The organism is Salinarimonas rosea DSM 21201, from assembly GCF_000429045.1.
In the GTDB taxonomy this organism is placed as follows: Bacteria; Pseudomonadota; Alphaproteobacteria; order Rhizobiales; family Beijerinckiaceae; genus Salinarimonas; species Salinarimonas rosea.
Genome location: NZ_AUBC01000038.1, coordinates 1 through 21,167, shown reverse-complemented (window position 1 = coordinate 21,167; position 21,167 = coordinate 1). Strand labels below are relative to the sequence as shown.

At 73.0% G+C, this 21,167-nt stretch carries 23 protein-coding genes and 1 pseudogene; 17 read left to right on the top strand and 7 right to left on the bottom strand.

What is annotated here, in order from left to right; genetic code table 11:
• Nucleotides 1-17: 17 nt before the first annotated feature.
• The 5 genes from G407_RS0120365 to G407_RS29000 are packed head-to-tail and all read left to right on the top strand — an operon-like array spanning nucleotide 18 to nucleotide 5,103.
• Nucleotides 18-818 carry an SDR family NAD(P)-dependent oxidoreductase gene (locus G407_RS0120365; RefSeq protein ID WP_029032302.1) on the top strand — a complete coding sequence of 267 codons (801 nt, stop codon included), beginning with the start codon at nucleotides 18-20 and terminating at the stop codon, nucleotides 816-818.
• A gap of 1 nt (nucleotide 819) precedes the next feature.
• Nucleotides 820-1,719: a polysaccharide deacetylase family protein gene (locus G407_RS29005; RefSeq protein WP_052341668.1), complete on the top strand. Its 900-nt coding sequence runs from the start codon at nucleotides 820-822 to the stop codon at nucleotides 1,717-1,719.
• On the top strand, nucleotides 1,716-3,293 hold the full coding sequence (locus G407_RS0120355; protein ID WP_029032301.1) for a gamma-glutamyltransferase family protein: 1,578 nt from the start codon (nucleotides 1,716-1,718) through the stop codon (nucleotides 3,291-3,293). Before G407_RS29005 ends, G407_RS0120355 begins: the two co-directional genes overlap by 4 nt.
• Nucleotides 3,290-4,279 (top strand): ABC transporter ATP-binding protein, encoded by a 990-nt coding sequence (locus G407_RS0120350; RefSeq protein ID WP_245259141.1) that lies wholly within the window; start codon nucleotides 3,290-3,292, stop codon nucleotides 4,277-4,279. The genes G407_RS0120355 and G407_RS0120350 overlap by 4 nt, the downstream gene beginning before the upstream one ends.
• Nucleotides 4,276-5,103 carry an ABC transporter ATP-binding protein gene (locus tag G407_RS29000; RefSeq protein ID WP_052341667.1) on the top strand — a complete coding sequence of 276 codons (828 nt, stop codon included), beginning with the start codon at nucleotides 4,276-4,278 and terminating at the stop codon, nucleotides 5,101-5,103. The genes G407_RS0120350 and G407_RS29000 overlap by 4 nt, the downstream gene beginning before the upstream one ends.
• A gap of 75 nt (nucleotides 5,104-5,178) precedes the next feature.
• Here G407_RS29000 and G407_RS0120340 read toward each other — a convergent pair whose 3' ends face one another.
• From G407_RS0120340 to G407_RS28995, 3 genes are all read right to left on the bottom strand, one after another.
• Entirely contained in the window at nucleotides 5,179-6,717 is a 1,539-nt protein-coding gene (locus G407_RS0120340) for a radical SAM/SPASM domain-containing protein (RefSeq protein WP_029032299.1), read from the bottom strand.
• Between the two features lie 14 nt (nucleotides 6,718-6,731).
• The gene (locus G407_RS31875; RefSeq protein ID WP_029032298.1) at nucleotides 6,732-6,971 is read right to left on the bottom strand and encodes a hypothetical protein; all 240 of its coding nucleotides are present in this window, start codon (nucleotides 6,969-6,971) and stop codon (nucleotides 6,732-6,734) included.
• Nucleotides 6,972-7,072: 101 nt separating this feature from the next.
• Entirely contained in the window at nucleotides 7,073-7,354 is a 282-nt protein-coding gene (locus G407_RS28995; protein WP_245259140.1) for a hypothetical protein, read from the bottom strand.
• A 239-nt stretch (nucleotides 7,355-7,593) separates the two neighbouring features.
• Here G407_RS28995 and G407_RS0120325 point away from each other — a divergent pair, with 239 nt between their 5' ends.
• From G407_RS0120325 to G407_RS32895, 8 genes and pseudogenes are all read left to right on the top strand, one after another.
• On the top strand, nucleotides 7,594-8,001 hold the full coding sequence (locus G407_RS0120325) for a response regulator (protein WP_043540273.1): 408 nt from the start codon (nucleotides 7,594-7,596) through the stop codon (nucleotides 7,999-8,001).
• A 26-nt stretch (nucleotides 8,002-8,027) separates the two neighbouring features.
• The gene (locus G407_RS0120320) at nucleotides 8,028-8,405 is read left to right on the top strand and encodes a response regulator (RefSeq protein WP_043540272.1); all 378 of its coding nucleotides are present in this window, start codon (nucleotides 8,028-8,030) and stop codon (nucleotides 8,403-8,405) included.
• 146 nt (nucleotides 8,406-8,551) lie between these two features.
• Nucleotides 8,552-10,126, top strand: coding sequence for an ABC transporter substrate-binding protein (locus G407_RS0120315; protein ID WP_029032295.1), 1,575 nt, complete (start codon nucleotides 8,552-8,554; stop codon nucleotides 10,124-10,126).
• Between the two features lie 300 nt (nucleotides 10,127-10,426).
• Nucleotides 10,427-11,401 (top strand): ABC transporter permease, encoded by a 975-nt coding sequence (locus tag G407_RS0120310; protein ID WP_029032294.1) that lies wholly within the window; start codon nucleotides 10,427-10,429, stop codon nucleotides 11,399-11,401.
• 1 nt (nucleotide 11,402) lies between these two features.
• Nucleotides 11,403-12,308: an ABC transporter permease gene (locus tag G407_RS0120305; RefSeq protein ID WP_029032293.1), complete on the top strand. Its 906-nt coding sequence runs from the start codon at nucleotides 11,403-11,405 to the stop codon at nucleotides 12,306-12,308.
• A complete protein-coding gene (locus G407_RS28990) occupies nucleotides 12,308-14,068 on the top strand; it encodes a dipeptide ABC transporter ATP-binding protein (protein ID WP_052341665.1) in 1,761 nt (586 codons plus the stop codon). Before G407_RS0120305 ends, G407_RS28990 begins: the two co-directional genes overlap by 1 nt.
• Nucleotides 14,069-14,195: 127 nt before the next feature.
• The gene (locus G407_RS28985) at nucleotides 14,196-14,603 is read left to right on the top strand and encodes a septal ring lytic transglycosylase RlpA family protein (RefSeq protein ID WP_084327674.1); all 408 of its coding nucleotides are present in this window, start codon (nucleotides 14,196-14,198) and stop codon (nucleotides 14,601-14,603) included.
• An 85-nt stretch (nucleotides 14,604-14,688) separates the two neighbouring features.
• Nucleotides 14,689-14,970, top strand: a pseudogene (locus G407_RS32895) (CopD family protein); the annotation flags it as partial.
• Nucleotides 14,971-15,180: 210 nt separating this feature from the next.
• Here the strand turns inward: G407_RS32895 and G407_RS28980 are convergent.
• Nucleotides 15,181-15,732: a DUF2231 domain-containing protein gene (locus G407_RS28980; RefSeq protein ID WP_084327678.1), complete on the bottom strand. Its 552-nt coding sequence runs from the start codon at nucleotides 15,730-15,732 to the stop codon at nucleotides 15,181-15,183.
• Between G407_RS28980 and coxB the strand changes: the two genes are divergently transcribed.
• From coxB to G407_RS0120270, 4 genes are all read left to right on the top strand, one after another.
• Nucleotides 15,721-16,461: a cytochrome c oxidase subunit II gene (gene coxB / locus G407_RS28975; RefSeq protein ID WP_052341663.1), complete on the top strand. Its 741-nt coding sequence runs from the start codon at nucleotides 15,721-15,723 to the stop codon at nucleotides 16,459-16,461. The genes G407_RS28980 and coxB overlap by 12 nt on opposite strands.
• Complete coding sequence (ctaD, locus tag G407_RS0120280; RefSeq protein ID WP_043540271.1) at nucleotides 16,458-18,983, top strand: cytochrome c oxidase subunit I; 2,526 nt, start codon at nucleotides 16,458-16,460, stop codon at nucleotides 18,981-18,983. Before coxB ends, ctaD begins: the two co-directional genes overlap by 4 nt.
• Nucleotides 18,980-19,339: a hypothetical protein gene (locus G407_RS0120275; protein ID WP_029032291.1), complete on the top strand. Its 360-nt coding sequence runs from the start codon at nucleotides 18,980-18,982 to the stop codon at nucleotides 19,337-19,339. Before ctaD ends, G407_RS0120275 begins: the two co-directional genes overlap by 4 nt.
• A gap of 78 nt (nucleotides 19,340-19,417) precedes the next feature.
• The gene (locus G407_RS0120270; RefSeq protein ID WP_029032290.1) at nucleotides 19,418-19,795 is read left to right on the top strand and encodes a hypothetical protein; all 378 of its coding nucleotides are present in this window, start codon (nucleotides 19,418-19,420) and stop codon (nucleotides 19,793-19,795) included.
• Between the two features lie 18 nt (nucleotides 19,796-19,813).
• Here the strand turns inward: G407_RS0120270 and nusB are convergent, their stop codons facing one another.
• The 3 genes from nusB to G407_RS28970 form a co-directional block, all read right to left on the bottom strand.
• A complete protein-coding gene (gene nusB, locus G407_RS0120265; RefSeq protein WP_029032289.1) occupies nucleotides 19,814-20,299 on the bottom strand; it encodes a transcription antitermination factor NusB in 486 nt (161 codons plus the stop codon).
• A 3-nt stretch (nucleotides 20,300-20,302) separates the two neighbouring features.
• Nucleotides 20,303-20,794 carry a 6,7-dimethyl-8-ribityllumazine synthase gene (ribH, locus tag G407_RS0120260; protein WP_029032288.1) on the bottom strand — a complete coding sequence of 164 codons (492 nt, stop codon included), beginning with the start codon at nucleotides 20,792-20,794 and terminating at the stop codon, nucleotides 20,303-20,305.
• A gap of 119 nt (nucleotides 20,795-20,913) precedes the next feature.
• Nucleotides 20,914-21,167, bottom strand: a 254-nt coding sequence (locus G407_RS28970; protein ID WP_043540270.1) for an integrase core domain-containing protein, incomplete at its 5' end; no start/stop codon positions are given.

The following is a 21,167-nucleotide window of genomic DNA, read 5'->3' as shown; positions in this document are numbered from 1 at the left end:
CATCGCGAGCCTCACTCATGCAGACCAAGCACCCGCTCCAGGACCTCGACTTCACGGGCCGGCGCGTCGTCCTCACCGGCGCCGCCGGCGTGTTCGGCCGCTGGATCGCGGAGGCGTTCCACGCCGCGGGCGCACGCCTCCTCCTGTCGGACCGCGACGAGGCGGCGCTCCAGGCGCTCGCCGGTGCGCTGGGAGCGGGCGTGATCACCCACCGCACCGAGCTGTCCGACGACGCTTCGATCGAGGACCTGCTCGCGACGATCGCGCGGGAATTCGGCGCCGCCGACATCCTGGTCAACAATGCCGGAATCTACCCGAGCGGCTTCCTGCTCGACATCGACGGCGCCGAGTGGGACCGCATCTTCGACGTGAACCTGCGCGCGCCCTTCATCCTCACCCGCGGCGTCGCCCGGCAGATGATCGCCGCGGGCGTGCGTGGCTCGATCGTGATGATCTCGTCGGGCGCCTCCCGCAAGATGCGGGCCTCGGTCGCACCCTATTGCATCTCGAAGACCGCGCTCGACCGGCTCACCAAGGGCTTCGCCCTCGAACTCGCCGAGTACGGCATCCGCGTCAACGCGGTGGAGCCGGGCTTCGCCCCGGGCTCGACGGCGAGCCCGCTCACCGACGCGCACGTGACCTCCGTGCTCGCCGGCATCCCGCTCGGGCGCGGATCGGAGCCGCAGGACGCGCCCGCCGCCATCATGTTCCTCGCCAGCGAGGCGGCCGCCTACGTCACCGGCGCGACGATCGCCGTCGACGGCGGCAATTCCATCGGTTCCCTCGTCGTCCACCAGGACAAGAAGAAGGCCCTCTAGGATGCGCGCCCCTCCCTATCGCTGGCCGGACGGCAAGCGCTCGGCCTTGTGCTTCACCGCGGACGTCGACGCCGAGGCGCCCTATCTCTGGACGCACCGCGCCGGCCTGCCCCGGCACCTCGCGCTGCTCGAGCAGCGCCGCTTCGGCCCGCGCGAGGGCCTGTGGCGCATCCTCGACATGCTGGACCGGCTGGAGATCAGGGGCACCTTCTTCACGCCCTCGGTCGTCGCCGAGCTGCATCCGCAGATCCTCCCGGCCCTCGTCGAGCGCGGGCACGAGGTCGGGCTCCACGGTCATCTCCACGAGATCGTGGCGGAGACCACGCAGACGGAGTTCGAGGAGGCCCTCGACCGGTCTCTCGCCGTGTTCGAGGCGCAGACGAAGGCCCGTCCGGCGGGCTTCCGCTCGCCCGCCTGGGAGCTGACGCCCGGCATGATCGACGCGCTGAAGGTGCGCGCCATCGCCTACGACAGCTCGCTGTCGGGCTTCGACCATCCCTACGAGATCGACGGCCTCGTCGAGATCCCGGTGCAGTGGCAGATCGACGACGCCGTGTTCTTCCGCTTCTTCGGCGGCGGCGTCGACAAGTGGCCGCCCGCCCGCGCCGCGGATGTCGGCGAGGCCTGGATCGAGGAGTTCGAGGCGGGCCGCGCCTACGGCCAGCTTCTGATGATCACGATCCATCCCTGGATCTCCGGGCGGGCCCAGCGCGTCGCCATGCTGGAGCGGGTCCTCGCCCACGTCGCAGCTCGGGACGATGTCTGGATCGCCACCGCGGGCGAGATCGCGCGCTGGCACGTCGAGAGCGGCAATGCGGGGATCTACGCCGTCGAGAGCGGGCTCGACGCGCCCGCCGCCGCGATCGCGGCAAGCCCCGTCACACGGAGATCCGCCCGATGACGACGACCTGGACGACCCACAAGGCGCTCGTCGCCGGCACCGAGGGCATGGTCGCGGCCCAGCATGTGACGGCCGCGCGCGCAGGCGCCGCCGTGCTGGCCCGCGGCGGCAACGCGATCGACGCCGCGGTGACGACGGCGCTCGTCCTCTCGGTGGTCGAGCCCTGGCTCAGCGGCATCGGCGGCGGCGGCTTCCTGCTGCACCGCGACGGCGCGAGCGGCGAGGTGTCGGCGCTCGATTTCGCCATGGTCTCGCCCGGCGGCATCGACCCCGCGGACTACCCGCTCGCGACGCGCAGCGAGGGCAACTGGTTCGACTGGCCCTCCGTCGCCGAGAACCGTAACCGGATCGGCGTCCATTCGATCTGCGTGCCGGGCGCCGTCGCGGGCTTCGCCGAGGCGCTCGCCGCGAAGGGCACGCTCTCCTTCGCGGAGGCGCTGGCGCCCGCGATCGAGGCCGCCGAGGCGGGGCTCGAGGTCGACTGGTTCGCCGAATTGTGCCTCTCGATCGACGCCGACAACCTCCTCACGAACGAGGCCTCGACCCGCCTCCTGCTGCGCGACGGCAAGGCCCCGCGCCTGCCCGAGAGCTGCGCCGGCATCCGCCTGCCGATGGCGGAGAAGGCCGCGACCTTGAGGCGCCTCGCCGAGGCCGGGGCGCGGGACTTCTACGAGGGCGAGATCGCGCGCGCGCTCGTCGCCGACATGGCGGCGCTCGGCGGGCGGATGACGATGGACGACCTCGCCGGCTACCGTGCCCGCTGGGTGACGCCGCTGTCGCAGGATTATCGCGGCGCGCGTGTGCTCGCCATGCCGGGCCTCACCGGCGGCCCGGCGCTCTGCGACGTGCTCGGCCGCCTCTCGCGCGAGGCCGCCTTCGCCGGCGACCCCGGCGAGCCGCCACGCGCGCAGCACTACGCCGCCTACGCCGACGCGATCCGCGCCGCCTACGCCGATCGCCTCACCACGGTCGGCCATGCCGGTCGGCACGGCGTCGATCCCGGCTGCACGAGCCATCTGAGCGTGGTCGACCGCCACGGCAACGTGGTCTCGCTGACGAACACGCTGCTCTCGCGCTTCGGCTCGAAGGTGACCTCGCCCGAGACCGGCATCCTCCTGAACAACGGCATGATGTGGTTCGACCCGCGCCCGGGGACGCCCAACGCCATCGCGCCCGGCGCGCGGCCCCTCGCCAACATGTGCCCGCTCCTGTGCGAGACGAGGGAGGGCGGCGTCGTCGCCATCGGCGCGGCCGGCGGGCGGCAGATCATGCCCTCCCTCGTGCAGCTCCTGTCCTTCCGCCTCGATTTCGGCATGGATCTGGGCCGTGCGCTCTCGACGCCGCGGATCGACGCCTCCGCGCCGCGCATCAAGGTCGACCGGCGCGCGCCGGCGGACACCGCCGGGCGCATCGCCCGGAGCCACGACGTCGATGTCGTCGACGACGTGCTCTACCCCGTCCAGTTCGCGATCCCGAGCGCCGTCGAGCGCCGACCGAACGGCACGCTGCACGGCATGGTGCACCCGAACCACCCCTGGTCCGCGGCAGTGCCGGCGGAGGAGGCCTCCTCGTGAGCGAGGCGATCGAGCCCGTCCTGGAGGTCGCAGATCTGCGCGTGCGCATCGGCGAGACCGACGTCGTCGACGGCATCGATCTCGCGATCGCACCGGGCGAGACCCTCGCCCTCGTCGGCGAATCGGGCTGCGGCAAGAGCCTCACGGCGCTCGCCCTGATCGGCCTGCTGCCCGAGGCCGCCCGGCGCGTGGGCGGGGAGATCCGGCTGTCGGGTGAGCGCATCGATACGATGTCCGAGCGCGCCATGAACCGCATCCGCGGCGGACGCATCGGCATGATCTTCCAGGAGCCGGTCGCCTCCCTCGATCCGCTCATGACGGTCGGCGGCCAGATCGCCGAGGCGCTCGCGCTGGCGGGGCCCGTCTCCCCGCGGGAGGCGCGCGAGCGCGCCGTCGCCATGCTCGACCATGTCGGCATCACCAAGCCGGAATTGCGGGTGGATCAGTACCCGTTCGAGCTCTCCGGGGGCATGTGCCAGCGGGTGATGATCGCCATGGCGATGATCCGCCGCCCCTCGCTCCTCGTCGCGGACGAGCCGACGACGGCGCTGGACGTGACGATCCAGGCGCAGATCCTGCGTCTGATGGCGGACCTGCGCGCGGAGACGGGCGCCGCCGTGCTGCTCATCACCCACGACATGGGTGTCGTCGCAGAGACGGCCGAGCGGATCGCGGTGATGTATGCCGGGCGAGTCGTCGAGACGGGACGCGTCGCCGACGTCTTCGCCGCACCGCGCCATCCCTACACCGCGCTCCTGATGCGCACGATCCCGCGGCTCGTCGGCGCGCGCAAGGTGGCGCTGCCGGCCATCGCCGGCTCGGTGCCGGACGTCGCGGGCTGGCCCCGGGGATGCCGCTTCGCCCCGCGCTGCCCGCTCGCCACGGACCGCTGCCGCGCCGAGGCGCCGCCGCTGGACCCCGTCGGCGCGCCCGGGCAGCGCGCCGCCTGCTGGCATACCGACCGCGTCCCGGAGATCGCCGCATGAGCCCGTCGCCCGCCGGCGAGACGCCGCTCGTCCTCGTCGAGGATCTCGAGGTCCACTTCCCCGTCCGCAAGGGCCTGTTCGGTCGCACGACGGACGTGGTCCGGGCGGTCGACGGCGTCAGCTTCACGCTCGGTCGCGGGCGTACCCTGGCGCTCGTCGGCGAATCCGGATCGGGCAAGTCGACGACGGGCTATGCGGTCATGGGCATGGAGCGCCCCACCGGCGGGCGTGTCGCCATCGACGGGATCGACCGCGCGACGATGACGGACGCGCAGGCGCGCGAGGCCACGCGGCGCATGCAGATCGTCTTCCAGGACCCCGCCTCCGCTCTCAACCCGCGCATGCGGGTCGGCGACTGCATCGCCGAGCCCCTGCGCATCCACGGCATCGGCACGCGTGCGAGCCGCGCCGACCGCGTCGCCGAGCTGCTCGAGCTCGTCGGCCTCTCGCCCGGCGCCGCGACGCGCCTGCCCCGGGACTTCTCGGGGGGCCAGCGCCAGCGGGTCGTCATCGCCCGGGCTCTCGCGCTGGAGCCCGAGGTGATCGTCTGCGACGAGGCGGTCTCGGCGCTCGACGTCTCGATCCAGTCGCAGATCCTCAACCTGCTCCTGGCGCTCCAGGAGCGGCTGGGCCTCGCCTATCTCTTCATCTCGCACGACCTCTCCGTCGTGCGCCACATCGCCGACGACATCGCCGTCATGCAGCACGGCCGGATCGTCGAAGCAGGCCCCGTCGACACGGTCTTCGCTGCCCCCTCGAGCCCCTATACGCGCGCGCTCATCGATGCGGTCCCGCGGCTGGAGCGGGCCACGCGGGTGGGGTGAGCAGCGAGCGGCCCCACGTCGTCGCCGCGAGGCGCGCCGCCTTCCTCTCCCGGCCGGTGAGCCGCTGCGTTCGCGTCAGCCGCGCGCGTCGCTGCCGCGCGCCTCGGCGAGGCCCGGTCGGGCGCGGAACTGGACCGCGAGCGGGATCTCGTCCTCCGCCGGGCCGGATGCGAAGCCCGCCGCCCGTGCGACGAGCCGCGGCAGGTTGGTGCGCCAGTAGCGCCCCTGCTCGTCGAGCGCGTGTCGGTCGCCCTCCAGGTGCTTCTTGGGACAGCCGCCCCAGCAGATCGGCAGGAACGTGCAGGCCGAGCAGGTCGGCGCCTGCGTCGGGTCGAAATCGGTCCAGAACCCGGCATCCGTGCCGACCCGCGCGGACCCGCCGCTTCGTCCCGGCATGGCCGAGACCGCCCGGCCCGCCTCGCCGACCTGCAGCCCGCAGCGATAGACGAGCCCGTCGGCGCCCAGGACCGCGGAGCCGTGCGCGAGCGCGGCGCAGACCGACGTCTTCGGATGCGGAAAGCCGTCGGGCACCTCCGATTCCTCCACCACGGCGACCCCGTCGAGCGCCGCCCGCACCTCCGCGCGGATCGCGTCGAAGTCCGCGAGCGGCAGCTCGCGGCGGCGCATGAAGCGCGACGTCTCCGAGTAGGAGGCGAGCCGGGCCGGCTGGAACACGGCCGGCACCGGCGCGTCGAACCAGCCGCGGGCGCGGGCGAAGGCGACGAAGGGCAGGACGTCGTCGCGATTGCCCGCATCGACGTTGAAGCGCACGTCGACCCGGGTCACGCGGACGAGCCTGTCCACCAGGGCCACGGCGCGGGCGAAGGTGGAGGCCGGCCCCTGCTGTGGCGCGCGCCCGCGACGCCAGCGACGGCGCTTGTCGTGGTTCGCCTGCATGCCGTCGAAGGAGATCTGCACCTGCCGGATGCGGTGGCGCGCGACGAAGGCCTCGACGTCCTCGGGCCAGTCGGTGCCGTTGGAGATGATCGAGGCGACGTAGCGCACGCCGTCGGCCGCGCAGGCGTCCTGCAGGGCTCGCGAGGCGGCCTCGACGAAGCCGCGCTCGAGCAGCGGCTCGCCGCCGTACCAGTCCACGTGCAGGGCGCGGTGCGGGCCCAGCGCCAGGCGCTCGCGCGCGAGCGCGACGATCGCACCGATGTCGCGGGTCTCCAGGCGCGCGCCGCTGCGGGCCTCGTAGCAGTAGTAGCAGCCGAGATTGCAGTCCATCGTCGTGGTGACGGTGAGGACCACCGGCGTCTCGCCCCGCGCGCGCCGGTAGCGCTCCTGGATCGGCGCGAGCTCGTCGGTCCCTTGCGGCACGAGGACGCCGCCGCGACGCAAGGTGGACAGGAGCGCGGGGGCGAGGTCGCCCTCCGCGACGAGGAGGCCGGGCGCGTACAACGCATCGGCGAGCGCGTCCGCGGCGACTCCGTCGAGCACGGTGAGCGCGCCGGTCGCGGTGCTGAACAGCGCCACCCGCAGCGGCTCGGCCGCCTCCCTCACCGCGACGAGGAAGCGCGAGGGCACGAGCGCCGGGCCGAACGCGGGGGCCGGCGGGGGAGCGGGCGCCGGTTCGGCCTCCCGCGGGGCGGTGGAACGCGGCGCGGGCGGCATCGAGCTCCCCCGCGTCAGACCTCGATCAGGGCGAGGCACGTGTTGGTGCCGCCGCACAGGCGCGCGGCGCTCTTCTTCACGGGCTTCAGCTCGGGGTCGACGACGGTCGTCGCCCGGACCTCGAAGCGCATGCCCGGCTTGAGGCGCAGCGCCGGCTCGGGATCGTCCGTCTCGATCAGGTGCACGCGAGGCGCGTCCGCCGCGGCGACCTTCTCCCCGGGGTCCTTCGCCTTCGGTCTCTTCTCCGCGGCCATGCGTGTCCCTCCTCGCGTGACGTCCACGCGCGAGAGTAGCAAGCTTTGCCGGGTTGCGCCAGCCTCGGTGCGGCGCGTCGCCGCGGGGCCGCCGCGCTCCGTCAGTCCCGCCGAGCCCCGCCACCCTTCGCGACGCCTCCGGCGGAAGGCGCGTCGTCCGGTGGGCCCGCCCCCCGGCGGAACGCGCGCGCCTGCAGGCGCGGCGCGAGCGCCCAGGCGATCGGCGCCGCCAGGACGAAGCTCGCGACGACGACGACGGGGAACAGCACGTCCGCACGCGCGTTCAGCGCCGGCACGAGGAGGATGGTCACGGCGCCCAGCCCGAAGAGCACCGCGTTGGTCGGAAGGTAGACGAGCAGGGCGACGATGGATCTCCTGCGCATGACGGCACCTCCTTCGCAGCTCCCAGAGGAACGCGGAGGATGCGTGGCCGTTCCGGTACGTATCACGGACGCGTGATACGCGGCATCATCCGTGGATGATGCCGCGGAACGACTTGCGCGCAAGCGCATTATCTGGTCGCGTGCGGTGTGAAGGCAGGATGCCGCCCCCGTCGCGACGTACCCCTAGTCGCGTCGGCCATGATCGACACCGGAGCAGTTCCTCCCATGGCCCAGCCGCTATGATCGAGCCCCTGTCCGAGCGCGCAGCGGAGCGGAGCACGACCGTCCTTCTCGTCGAGGACGAGCCGCTGGTGCGCCTCGACCTCGAGGACACGCTGCGGGACGCGGGGTATGCGGTCGTCGCCTGCGCCACCGCGGAGGAGGGGCGCGACGTGCTTCGGTCGGGACTGCCGGTCGACGCCATCGTCACGGACGTGCGCACACCCGGCGCGATCGACGGGCTCGAGCTCGCGCGCGAGGCCCGCAGCCGCGCCGCCACGCTGCCGATCGTCGTCGTGTCGGGCCACCTCAGCTCGGCCATCGCCGAGGCCGCGAGTGCCGACGCCTTCTTCCGCAAGCCCGTCTCCAGCGGCACGATCCGGGCCGCGCTGGAACGTCTCCTGGAGCTGGATGGTTCGGGGACCTGAACCGTTCCAGCCGGGAGATCGTCACCATGCAGACCGTCCTCGTCGTCGACGCCGACGTGATCGTGCGCCACAACCTCGCGGAGTTCCTGCGCGACTGCGGGCTGAAGGTCGTGGAAGCCTCGAGCGCCGTCGAGGCGCGCACCTTCCTCGCAGAGACCACGCTGGGCATCGACATCGCCCTCGTGGACGCCCGCCTGCCAGGCCCCGAGAACGCCTTCGCGCTGCGCGCCTGGATCGCCTCGACCCACCCGGACATCGCCGTGGTCCTCGCGGGCAGCCTGGAGACGGCCGTCGACGAGGCCTCCGAAATCTGCGAGCAGGGCCCCACGCTGCCGAAGCCCTACGATCCGAAGTCGGTGCTCGACCGCATCAAGCGGCTGCGCGCCGAACGCGATCGCGGCTGAGCCGGCAGGAACGCCGCCGAACACGTTCTCGCGAGCGCTGCCGTTGCGGCGGGCGGACCGATTGGCGCAGCCGTGGAATTGGTGCAGGGTGCATGGGAATTCTTGAATTCACGCACACGAGCGTGAAATGACGGCCGGAGGCCCCCATGCGTCCCATCCTGCAGCTCGCCGCCCTCGCCTCTGCGGGCCTCGCCTGCACCCTCCCCGCCTCCGCCGAGACCTTCCGCTGGTCGAGCGCCACCGATCCGCAGACGATGGACCCGCACGCCGTCAACGCGGCGCCGGTGACGTCCTTCCTCAACAACGTCTACGAAGGCCTCGTGCGCCGGAATGCCGAGATGGCGATCGAGCCCTCGCTCGCCACCGGGTGGGCTCCGCTCGAGGGCGAGCACGGCTGGCGCTTCACGCTCCGCGAGGGCGTCACCTTCCACGACGGCGCGGCCTTCACCGCCGACGACGTGCTGTTCTCCTACGAGCGCGCCGCGTCGGAAGAGAGCGATGTGCGCTCCTGGTTCGCGCCCGTCACCGGGGTGCGCGTGGTCGACGACCTGACGATCGACTTCGTCACGAGCGCGCCGAACCCGCTCTTCCCGGATTCGATCGCGAACTTCCTCGTCATGGACCGCGGCTGGACCGAGGCGAACGAGGCGGTGCGCCCCGCGCGCGACGCGGAGAACGCCGCCACGCGCGACGCCAACGGCACCGGCCCGTTCCGCCTCGTCTCCCGCGATCCCGGCATCGAGACCCGCCTCGCGCCGTTCGACGGCTGGTGGGACGACGCGGAGCACAACGTCACCGAGGCGATCTACACGCCGATCGGCAACGCCGCGACGGGGCTCGCGGCGCTGCTCTCGGGCGAGATCGACATGATCTCGCCGATCCCGCTCCAGGACGTGGCCCAGGTCGAGGGACGTGAGGGCTTCCAGGTGCTGGAGGGGCTCGAGACGCGCGTCATCATGCTCGGCTTCGGGCACGACCGGGAGGTGCTGAAGTACGGCGCCGACGCCGGTGCGCCGAACCCCTTCCTCGACGCGCGGGTGCGCCGGGCGGTCGCGCTCGCCGTCGACGTGGACACGATCGGGCGCGTCATCATGCGCGGCAAGTCGGCCCCTGCGAGCCAGCTCCTGCCCGCCGGCCTGAGCGGCTATTCCGAGGCGAACGACGCACCGGTCGGCTTCGACGAGGCGGGCGCCCGCGCGCTCCTCGCGGAAGCCGGATACGAGGACGGCTTCTCCTTCGGTCTGATGTGCACGAACGATCGCTACATCAACGACGAAGCCGTGTGCCGGGCGATCGCCTCGATGCTGGCCCGCGTGGGCATCGACGCCGAGCTGACCGTCATGCCGGTGCGCACTTACTGGGAGGAGCTGCGCGCCGACAATTTCGACATGTACCTGCTCGGCTGGTCGCCGGGCACGTTCGACGCCGAGCACCCGATCCGCTTCCTCGCGGCGACGCCGAACGAGGAGACCCGCGTCGGCTCGTGGAACTTCGGCGGCTACTCCGACCCGCGCGTCGACGAGCTCCTGCCGCTGATCCAGCAGGAGCTCGACCCCGCCGCCCGCCAAGCGATGCTCGACGAGGTCGCCGCGATCCTGCAGGCGCAGGTCGCCTACGTGCCGCTCTACGTCGAGCCGCTGATCTGGGCGGCGAAGGCGGACATCGATCTGGTGCAGCGGCCGGACAACTTCTTCATGCTGCGCTGGGTGCGGGTGAACTGACTTGCCCGCTCCCGAGCCGTCCGCGGCCCCTTCCCGCTCCTTCCCTGTAGGGGAAGGTGGCCCGACGCGCAGCGGCGGGACGGATGGGGCACGCCGAAGGCGTGTTCCGCGTAGCGGAATTCGGGCTCCCCTGCGCCGTCCAGCCCTGCACTGTTTCGGCTTCGCCGAACGCGCGTCCCGCGCCCCCCGTCCGTCTCGGCTTCGCCGAGCCTTCTCCTTCCCCTCCAGGGGAGGAGAAGGCTCGGCGCGCCCGCAGAGCACCTCCACGCTGCCACGGCTCGCGCACGAGAGCGCCGAGCGATGATCCCCTTCGTCGCCCGGCGGCTCGTCCAGTCCCTGTTCGTGATGCTCGCCGTCGCGGCGCTGGCCTTCGCGCTGTTCCGCTTCGTTGGCGACCCGGTCTCGCAGATGACCGGCGTCGAGACTGCGCCGGAGGACATGGAGCGGCTGCGGGTGGAGCTCGGGCTCACCGACCCCGTCCCTGTCCAGTTCGCCCGCTTCGTCGGCGACCTCGTCACCCTCGATTTCGGCTATTCCTACCGCACCCGCCAGCCGGTGGGCGCGATGATCGCCGAGCGCATCCCCGCGACGCTCGAGCTCGGCTTCGTGGCGCTCCTGATCTCGCTCGTCGTCGGCGTGCCCGGCGGCGTCTACGCCGCCTTGAAGCCCCGCTCTCCCGCCACACAGGCGCTTCTGATCGGCACCCTGATCGGCGTCTCGGTGCCGACCTTCGTCATCGGCATCCTGCTCATCTTCCTGTTCGGCGTCCAGCTCGGGTGGCTGCCCACGTTCGGACGCGGCAGCACGGTCGAGATCGGCCCCTGGCGCACCTCGCTCCTCACCGTCGACGGCTGGCGCGCGCTGATCCTCCCCGCGATCACGCTCGGCCTCTACCAGCTCACGCTGACCCTTCGGCTCGTGCGCGCCGAGATGATGGAGGTCATGCGCACGGACCACATCCGCTTCGCCCTGGCGCGCGGCCTGCCGCTCACGTCGATCCACTACCGGCACGCGCTCGGCAACACGCTCGTGCCGGTGGTGACCATCGTCGCGCTCCAGTTCGGCGGGGTGATCGCCTTCTCGATCGTCACCGAGAGCGTGTTCCAGTGGCCGGGACTCGGGCTCCTCTTCCTCGAGTCGATCCGGTTCGTCGACATCCCCGTCATGGCCGTCTACCTCGTGCTGATCGGCTTCGTCTTCGTCGCGATCAACCTCCTCGTCGATCTCCTCTACGCGGCGATCGACCCGCGCATTCGCGTCACGGGAGCGGCCTGACATGCGCGCACTCATCCGCGACTCGGACGCGCTGCACCTCCTCGCGCGCAGCCCGCTCGTGATCGCATCCGCCCTCGTGGCGATCGTGATCCTCGCCGGCGCGGCGCTCGCACCCTGGATCGCGCCGACCGACCCCTACGACCTCGCCAGCTTCAGCCTCGTCGACGCCCTGCGCCCGCCCGCCTTCCAGGACGGCGCCGACCCGCGCTTCCTGCTGGGGACGGACGACCAGGGCCGGGACATGGTCTCCGCCATCCTCCACGGCGCGCGGCTCTCGCTCGTCATCGGCCTCTCGGCGATGGCCTTCGCCGCCGTGCTCGGCGTCGGCCTCGGCCTCGCCGCGGGGTGGATCGGCGGGCGCTTCGACGCCGTCGTGATGCGCATCGCCGACGTGCAGCTGGCGCTTCCGGCGATCCTCACCGCGCTCCTGATCGACGGCATCGCCCGCGGCGTGCTCCCGCGCGACGCGCAGGAGGAGACCCGCGTCGCGGTGCTGATCGTCGCCATCGGCCTGTCGCTGTGGGTGAACTTCGCCCGCACGGCCCGCGCCTCGACCTTCCGCGCCAGGAACGAGGACTACGTCCAGGCCGCCATCGCCATGGGCGTCCATCCGGCGCGAATCCTCGCCGTGGAGATCCTGCCCAACGTCGTCGGCCCGCTGCTGGTCATCGCCACCGTCGATCTCGCCTCGGCGATCCTTCTGGAAGCCACGCTCTCCTTCCTCGGCGTGGGGCTGCCGGCGGACGCGCCCTCGCTGGGGACGCTGATCCGCATCGGGATGCAGTTCCTGCTCTCCGGCGAGTGGTGGATCCTGTGGGTGCCCACCGCCTTCCTCGTCGTGCTCGTCGTCGCCATCAACGTGCTCGGCGACTTCCTGCGCGACGTGTTCAATCCGAGGCTGCGCTGATGCTCGCCGTCGAAGGACTCACGGTGGAGTTCCCCGGCCGGCGCGGCGTCCTGCGCGCGGTCGAGGACGTCGGCCTGTCGGTCGCGCCCGGCGAGATCCACGGCCTCGTCGGCGAGAGCGGGGCCGGCAAGTCGACCATCGCCGCCGCGATCACCGGCCTTCTGCCCGAGCCGGGCCGCGTCGCGGCCGGCGCGATCCGCCTCGGCGAGACGGACCTCCTGGCGCTCCCGCCGGCGGCGCGCCACGCTGCGCGCGGCAAGCGGATCTCCATGATCTTCCAGGACCCGCAGACGAGCCTCAACCCCTTGATGACCATCGAGGCGCAGCTCGTCGAGACGATCCTCGCCCACGAGCCGGATCTCGGGGACCGGGCCGCCCGGGCCCGGGCGGCCGCGCTCCTCGCCGAGACCGGCATCCGCGACGCCGAGCGGCGGATGGCGGCCTATCCGCACCAGTTCTCCGGGGGCATGCGCCAGCGCGTGGCGATCGCGCTCGCGCTGTGCACGCGCCCCGAGCTCGTCGTCGCCGACGAGCCGACGACGGCGCTCGACGTCGCCGTGCAGTCGCAGGTGCTGGCGCTGATCCGGCGGCTCGTGGACGAGCGCGGCCTCGGGATGGTGCTGATCACCCACGACATCGGCGTGATCGCGCAGGTGACCGACCGCGTCACCGTGCTGCGCCACGGCCGCGTGGTCGAGGCCGGCCCGACCGGCGCGGTGCTCGGCCGGCCGCAGGCGGCCTACACGCGAAGCCTGATGGCGTCCGTCCCGCGGCTCGAGCGCCGGCTCGACCGCTTCCCGCTCGTCGCGATCGACGGCGCGCCGGCGATCGTGCGGCCGGACGCCGCGGACGCGGCGGAGCGCTGGCTGCGGGCGCACCGCGACGCCACCGCCGCCCCGCCCGCCGCGGAAGCGCTCGCGGTCGAGGGCCTCCGCGTCGCCTTCGACGGCCCCCGGCGCGGCCTGTTCCGCAAGGGCGAGCCGATCCGGGCCGTCACCGATGTCTCGCTCGCGCTGCCGCGCGGGTCGGTGCTGGGCCTCGTCGGCGAGAGCGGCTCGGGCAAGTCGACGCTGGCGAAGGCGATCATGGGGCTCGTCCAGCCGACCGGGGGCACGATGCGGCACGACGGTGCGATGCTGCCGCCGGGCCGTTCGCGGCCGCGGTCGCATCCGGCACGGCGGGCGATCCAGATGGTGTTCCAGGACCCCTACTCGTCGCTGAACGCACGCCGCCGCATCGGCGCGATCCTGGCCGAGCCCCTCGCGCTCTACCGGATCGAGCCGGACGCCGAGGCGCGGGATCGGCTCGCCCGCGCCATGCTCGCCCTCGTCGGCCTGCCCGAGGACGCGGCGGAGCGCTACCCGCACCAGTTCTCCGGCGGCCAGCGCCAGCGCATCGCCATCGCCCGCGCGCTCCTCGCGCGGCCGGACGTGCTCGTGTGCGACGAGCCGACGTCGGCGCTCGACGTCTCGATCCAGGCGCAGGTGTTGAATCTCCTGAAGGACCTGCAGGAGCGCTTCGCGCTCTCGATCCTGTTCATCAGCCACGACCTCGCGGTCGTGCGCCAGATGGCCGACCGCATTGCCGTGATGAAGGACGGGCGCCTCGTCGAGGCGGGGGAGAGCGAGGCGTTCTTCGCCGGGCCGCGGGCGGAATATTCCCGCACGCTGCTCGCGCTGACCCCGTCGCTCGCGCTGCTGGAGGGCGCCGCCGCCGCGGCCCCCTCCCCCGCCGAGACCGCGGCCGTTCGCGAAATGTGACGGGCCTGCCCGGAAATGGCCCCGAGGGATCCCGAACGGACCGCATTCGCGCCCGGAACGAACCGTCATAGGGGCACGCCGCAAGGCACCCGATGAAGCCCCCTAGCGAACGGCGACGAACGATACGATGACGCGCATCCGGCACGCGGCGGCAGCCGCCCTCCTCTCGACGGCTCTCCTCTCCACCCCCCTCCTCGCGCCTCAGTCACAGGCCCATCCCGTCGGCGGCGCCGCCGGCGCGATCCACGCGGCGACGGTGCACGCGTCCTGGTACGGCCCGGGCTTCCACGGCCGGCGCACCGCCAGCGGCGAGCGCTACGACATGGACGCGCTCACCGCCGCCCACAAGACGCTGCCCTTCGGCACGAAGGTGCGCGTGACCAACGTCGCCAACGGCAAGTCCATCGTCGTGCGCATCACCGATCGCGGCCCCTTCGTGCGCGGGCGCGAGATCGACCTCTCCCGCGGCGCCGCCCGGGCCGTCGGCATGATCGCGAGCGGCACCGCGCAGGTGCGCATAGAGGTCCTCGGCTGAGGATCCCGCCCGCCCCGGCTCACGGGGCGGAACGGCCGGGGCGCCCGGAACATTGTCCGGGGGACCGCTCACGTTCCGGACACGCATGCTCGAGATCTGGCTCAAGGCCGCCCACATCGCCTTCCTGTCGCTCTGGGCGGCGGGGCTCGTCGCGCTTCCCGCACTGATCGGGGGGCGCACGGAACCCAACGAGGGCGAGTATGCCCGGCGCATGCGCTTCACGCGCCTCGCCTTCGAGATCGTCGTCTCGCCCGCCGCGGTCTTCACCGTGGCGACGGGGACGGCGCTCGTCTTCGTGGCCTCGTGGGAGACCCCCTGGCTCGCGGCGAAGCTCACCGCCGTGGGCGGCATGGGGCTGCTCCACATGCTGATCGGGCATGGGCTGGCGCGTCGCAGCAAGCGCTTCGAGCCCGGACCCGCGGGCCGCGCGGCGATGGTGACGGGGGCGATCGTCCTCGTCTCGGCCGTGCTCGGCTTCGTGCTGGGCAAGCCCGAGATCGGGGCGGACGTGTTCCCCGCCTTCCTGCGCGAGGGCCGGCCGGAGGGGTTCCCGGAGAGCGTGTTCCGGGACCTGTTCTCACGGCTCCCGGGCGACGTCGCCGCCGCCGGCACCCTCCTCCTGCTCGTCCTCCGGCGAGGCGATGCCGAAACGGTGCTCGAACACGAGCTTGCCGCCGTGCCAGCCGGCGAAGCCGACGAGGACGAGCTGCAGCCCCGACAGGGCGAGCCCCCACGGCAGCACGGCCGCCACGTGGTCGTCGATGCGATGCGCCCAGCTCAGCGCGAGGACGCCGACCAGGGTCATGGCGATCACCCCGTGCGTCCAGCCGGCGGCGCGGCGGCGGGCGCCGGGCACGAGCATCATCTCGCCGAAGCCGGAGAGCGCAGCGGCGCAGCCCATCACGAAGGCCGCGCCCGCGCCCCACAGCCCGGCGCGCGCGAAGAACGGATCGAGCGTCCACCAATAGGCGGCGTCCGAGCCCGCGACCCAGAACACCCCGGCGATCGGGAAGGCGACGAGCATAGCGTGGACCGGGTGGCCGAAGAGCGCCACGCGGCTGTCGAGATCGCCGATCGCATCGGGCTCGCCCAGAGTCGTGTCGGTGGCGTTGGATCGGTGGGGACGCATGGAGGCTCCTCGGTCGCTCGGGTCGGTGCAATCGCGGCCGCGGCCGCGCTCGCGGGGTGCGCGGGGCCGCTCTCCACGCTCGACCCGGCGGGGCCGGCGGCGGACCGGGTCGCGACCCTGTGGTGGATCATGCTCGCGGGCGCGACGCTCATCCTCGTGGGCGTGTGCCTGCTCGCGGTGATCCCGTTCCTTCAAGCCCGCAGAGGCGCGGCGGTTTCATCCCGCGCACCGGCCGACGGCGTCTGGCTCTGGGGCGGCGGGCTCGCCTTCCCGCTCGTGACGCTCCTCGCGCTCCTCGCCTGGGCGTTCGCCATCGATCCGATCGACGACGCCGCCCGCACGGGCGAGGCGCCGGTGCGCGTCGAGGCGCTGGCGCGGCAATGGCACTGGAGCTTCACGCATCCCGACGCGCCCGGAGGCCCGCTGACGCTGGACGGGCGCCTGCACGTCCCCGCCGGCCGACAGGTCGAGGTCGCGATCACGAGCGCGGACGTGATCCACTCCTTCTGGGTGCCGCGGCTCGCCGGCAAGCGCGACGCCATCCCCGGGCGCGTCAACACGATCACGATCCTCGCCGAGGAGCCCGGCGTCTACGGCGCGGTCTGCGCCGAGTATTGCGGGCTCGGGCACGCGGGCATGACCTTCGAGGTGGTCGCGCACGAGCAGACAGCCTACGCGGACGCGCTCGCGCGGCTCGCCGAGCAGCACGCCCGGGAGGCGCGCCGATGACGGACCCGATCGTCGCCGCCCGCCGCGCGCGGGCGATCCGGCTCCACCGCGCACTCGCGGAGGTGTGGGACACGCCGCCGGGCCTGCCGCGCCTCGCGGCGGTGAACCACACGATCGTCGGGCGGCGCTTCATGCTCACGGCGCTCGTGTTCTTCGTCGCCGCCGGCATCCTCGCCATGCTGGTGCGCACGCAGCTCGCGCTGCCGGGCAACGACGTGCTCGGGCCGGAGGCCTACGCCCAGGTCGTCACCACCCACGGCACGGTGATGATGTTCCTCTTCGCCATCCCCTTCATCGAGGGCATGGCGCTCTACCTCCTGCCCAAGCTGCTGGGAGCGCGGGACCTCGCCTTCCCACGGCTCTCGGCCTTCGGATACTGGTGCTATCTCTTCGGCGGCACCACGGTGCTCGGCTCGATCGTCTTCGGCGCGGCGCCCGACGGCGGCTGGTTCATGTACACGCCGCTCACGACCAAGCCCTATTCGCCCGGCATCGGCGCCGACGTCTGGCTGCTCGGGATCACCTTCGTCGAAGTCTCCGCCATCGCCGCCGCGGTGGAGATCGTGGTGACGATCCTCAAGGTCCGCGCGCCGGGCATGTCCCTCGGGCGCATGCCGCTGATGGCCTGGTACCTCCTCGTGACCGCCTTCATGATCCTCGGCGGCTTCCCGCCGCTGATCCTCGGCTCGATCCTGCTCGAGGTCGAGCGCGCCTTCGGCTGGCCGTTCTTCGACCCCGAGCGCGGCGGCGACCCGCTCCTGTGGCAGCACCTGTTCTGGCTGTTCGGCCATCCCGAGGTCTACATCATCTTCATCCCCGCGGCGGGCGTGATCTCCACCGTCCTGCCGGTCTTCGCCCGCCGGCCGATCGTCGGCTATTCCTGGGTCGTGGCGGCCGTGGTCGCGGTCGGCTTCCTCTCCTTCGGCCTGTGGGTGCACCACATGTTCGCGACGGGCCTGCCGCGGCTCTCGCTCGCCTTCTTCTCGGCGGCGTCGCTGCTCGTCACCGTCCCCCAGGCCGTGCAGATCTTCGCCTGGCTCGCGACGCTGGCGAAGGGTCGCCCGGTGCTGACCCTGCCGATGCTCTACATCCTGGGCTTCTTCTTCGTCTTCGTCGCGGGCGGGCTCACCGGCGTGATGGTGGCGGTCGTGCCGTTCGACGAGCAGGTGCACGATACCCATTTCGTCGTCGCGCACCTGCACTACGTCCTCATCGGCGGCTTCGTGCTGCCGGCGATCGCCGGCCTGTACTACTGGCTGCCCCAGGCCAGCGGGCGTCTGCCCGTGTTCGGCGTCGGCAAGACCGCCTTCTGGCTGATCTTCGCCGGCTTCAACCTCACCTTCCTCGTCATGCACTGGACGGGGCTCCTCGGCATGCCACGGCGCGTCTTCACCTACGCGCCGGGACTCGGCTGGGACGTGCCGAACCTCGTCTCCTCGATCGGCTCCTTCGTGCTGACCGCGGGCTTCGCGCTCGTGGCGCTCGACATCTTCCTGCAGCTGCGCCACGGCCGGTCCTTCCGCCGCGATCCGTGGAATGCCGGCACGCTCGAATGGGCGATGCCGACGCCGCCGGCGCCCTACAATTTCGCGAGCCTGCCGCACGTCTCGCACCGCGATCCGCTCCACGCCGACCCGGCGCTGCCGCAATGCCTCGCCGCGGGCGAGGGCTATCTCGGGCGCGTGCGCGAGGGGCGCCTGGAGACCTTGTGCGTCTCCATGGTCGAGGCCGAGCCCGAGCAGATCCTCGTCCTGCCGAACCGGGACTACACGCCGCTGTGGACCGCGCTCGCGCTCGCGGTCTTCTTCGGGGCGATGCTGGCCGGCCTCTACTGGCTCGCGCCGGCGGGGCTCGTCCTCACCCTCGTCTTCGCCTGGCGCTGGGCGGCGAGCGACGCGGCGCCGGCGGACCCGCCGCCCGAGGACGCGGGGCGCGGGGTGCGGCTGCCGCTCCACGTCGCGTCCGCGCGCCCGCCCGCCTGGTGGGGCCTCGTCTTCCTCCTCCTCGCCGACGCGATCCTGTTCGCCTCGCTCGCCTTCGGCACGGTCTTCCTCGCCGCCTTCGCCGCCGCCTGGCCGGCAGCGAGCCCGCCTCTCCTCTCGGAAACCGCTGGGATCGTCGCCGCGGTCTCCGTCGCGGTCGCGGGCGTCGCCGCGCCGACGGCGGCGCTGGCGAACCGGCGCGGCGGCCCGCTCCGTACGGTCGCCCGCGACGGCCTCCTCGCCCTGTCGGCGGCGGCGAGCCTCGCGGCGCTCGCGGCGCTCGCCTGGATCGCGACCGGCCTCGCCCCGGCTGCGCACGCGCACGATGCGGTGGTGGGCGCGCTCCTCGCCTACGGCGCGCTGCACGTGCTGATCGGGCTCGTCGCGAGCCTCTTCGCGCTCGCGCAGCTGCTGCGCGGCTACGCCTCGTCCGTGCGGCGCCTGCCGGTCGAGGTCGCGAGCCTGTGGCAGCTCTACACCGGGGCGACGGGGCTCGTGGCGCTGGCGCTCGCCTTCCTCGCGCCGGAGGCGCTGCGATGAGCCTCTTCGCGCGACCGCAGGGCCTGATCGGCCTCGTCGCCGGCTTCCTCGTCTGGTCGTCGGCCTTCCTCGTGCTCTACGGCGTCCACGCGCTCGGCTGCGCCTGGGGATGGGAGGCGCGGGCGCTGGGGCCGACGAGCGCCCTGCGGCTCGCGCTGGTCGTCGTCTGGGCGCTGCACGTGGTCGTCCTGGCATGGCTCGCGCTCGCGACCCGCCGCGCCCTGCCCGCGGCGCGGCGCGTGCCGGAGCCCACGCCGGCGCTCCTCGCCCGGGCGACCCTCGTCCTGACGCTCGCCGCGCTGGTCGCGACGCTCTGGACCGGCCTGCCGGTCGTCGCCTACCCGCTGTGCGCGTAGGCGCGAGCGGATCGAACCTTTTCCCGCGCGCGCCCGACGAAGCCTCCGAGACCACGACACGCACCCTCGGAGCCCGCCATGACCCGCCCGCGCAACCGCCTCGCCGTCCTGCCCGGCCCGCTCCCGGCCGCGCCGTTCGCCTCGCGCGAGATCCGCAGCAGCCCCGGCACGCGGCGCCTCCTGCGCCTGGGCGCCGCGGCGGTGCTCGCCTGCCTGACCGTGCTCGTGCTGCGCGCCGCGACCCCGGACGCCGCCGCCTCCGCGGCGCCGAGCACCGCCCTCGATCGCCCCGCGGCGACGCGCCTCGTCGCGTCTCCCGAGGCCTGCGACCCGCGCCCCTGGCGCCAGCGCGCCTCGGTGTGCAGCCAGGCGCTCCCCGACGGCGCGCCGCGTCTCGTGCGCATCGTGTCCCTCGCGCCGGCGACGGACTCGCCGCGGCCCGTGCCGTCCCGGTGACCCGCACGGCGCCCGTCGTCAGCGCCCTTTGGCGAACTCCTCCGCGCGCACCTCGTGGGCGACCGCGTCGAGCACCGCGTTGACCAGCCCCGGCTCGTCCTCGCCGTAGAAGCCGTGCGCCACGTCGACGTATTCCGTGATCGCGACACGGGCGGGGACGTCCTTCCTGAACATCAGCTCGTAGGCGCCCGCGCGCAGGATGGCGCGCAGCACGGCCTCGACGCGCTTGAGCGGCCACTTGGCGGCCAGGGCCGTGTCGACCTTCACGTCGATGGGCCGCTGCTCGCGCACGACGCCCTGGAGGATGTCACGGAAGAAGTCGAGGTCGGAGGGAGCCGCCTCGACGCCCTCGACCTCACGGCCGATCCAGAAGGCCTCGAACTCGGCGAGCGCGTCGACCACGCCCTTTCCGGAGACGTCCATCTGGTAGAGCGCCTGCACCGCCGCGAGCCGGGCGGCGGCGCGGGCGGCGGCGCGGTTGGGCTTCGTCGCGTCCTTGGCCATGGCTCAGGCCTCCCCGCGCAGGCGGCGCGCGACCGCGGCGAGCCCGAGCGCGGCGCGCGCGGCGCCCCCGCCCTTGTCCATCTCCGAGACCTTCGCGCGCGCCCACGCCTGCGCCTCGTCCTCCACCGTGAGGATGCCGTTGCCGAGCGGGATCGTGCGCGCGACCGAGAGGTCCATCAGCGCCCGCGCGCTCTCGAACGCGACGATGTCGAAATGCGCGGTCTCGCCGCGGATGACGCAGCCGAGCGTCACCACGGCCTCGTAGGGCCGGCCCGCGGCGGCGGCGGCGTCGAGGGCGATCGCGACGCAGGCGGGGATCTCCAGCGCGCCGTCGACGGTCAGCACGTCCGGCTCTGCGCGCGCCTCGAGGCAGGCCGCGCGGGCGCCTTCGAGCAGCGCGTCGGCGATGCCGTCGTAGTAGCGCGCCTCGACGACGAGGACGCGCGCCCCCGGAAGTGGCGCGTGCGGGCGGCTCTCGGCATGCGTGGCGACCATGGTGGGATGTCTCGTGCGGGGAATGACGGATCGGGCGCCTCAGTTAAGGGGCGCGGGCGGGAAGGGCAAGTGCGTGTCCGGGGTCAGCACATATGAGACGCGGCGGGGCTCCCGTCAGCTCAGGCCGAGAGGTACGCGGCGGGTGGTCTCCCGGCAAGGGCTCCGTGAGGTCTGTGGTGGTTGTAGAGATTCTGGAAGGCGTCGATGTGTGGGTTGAGGGCGTCGACGCCGGTGGGAAGGTCGTAGACGGCGTAGAATTCGTAGCGCCAGGCGGCGTTGCAGCGCTCGACGGCGCCGTTGAGCTTCGGGCTCTTGGGCGGGAGCTCGTAGAGGGCGAGCTTCTTGTCGGCGCAAGCCTTCTCGAACTCCGCCT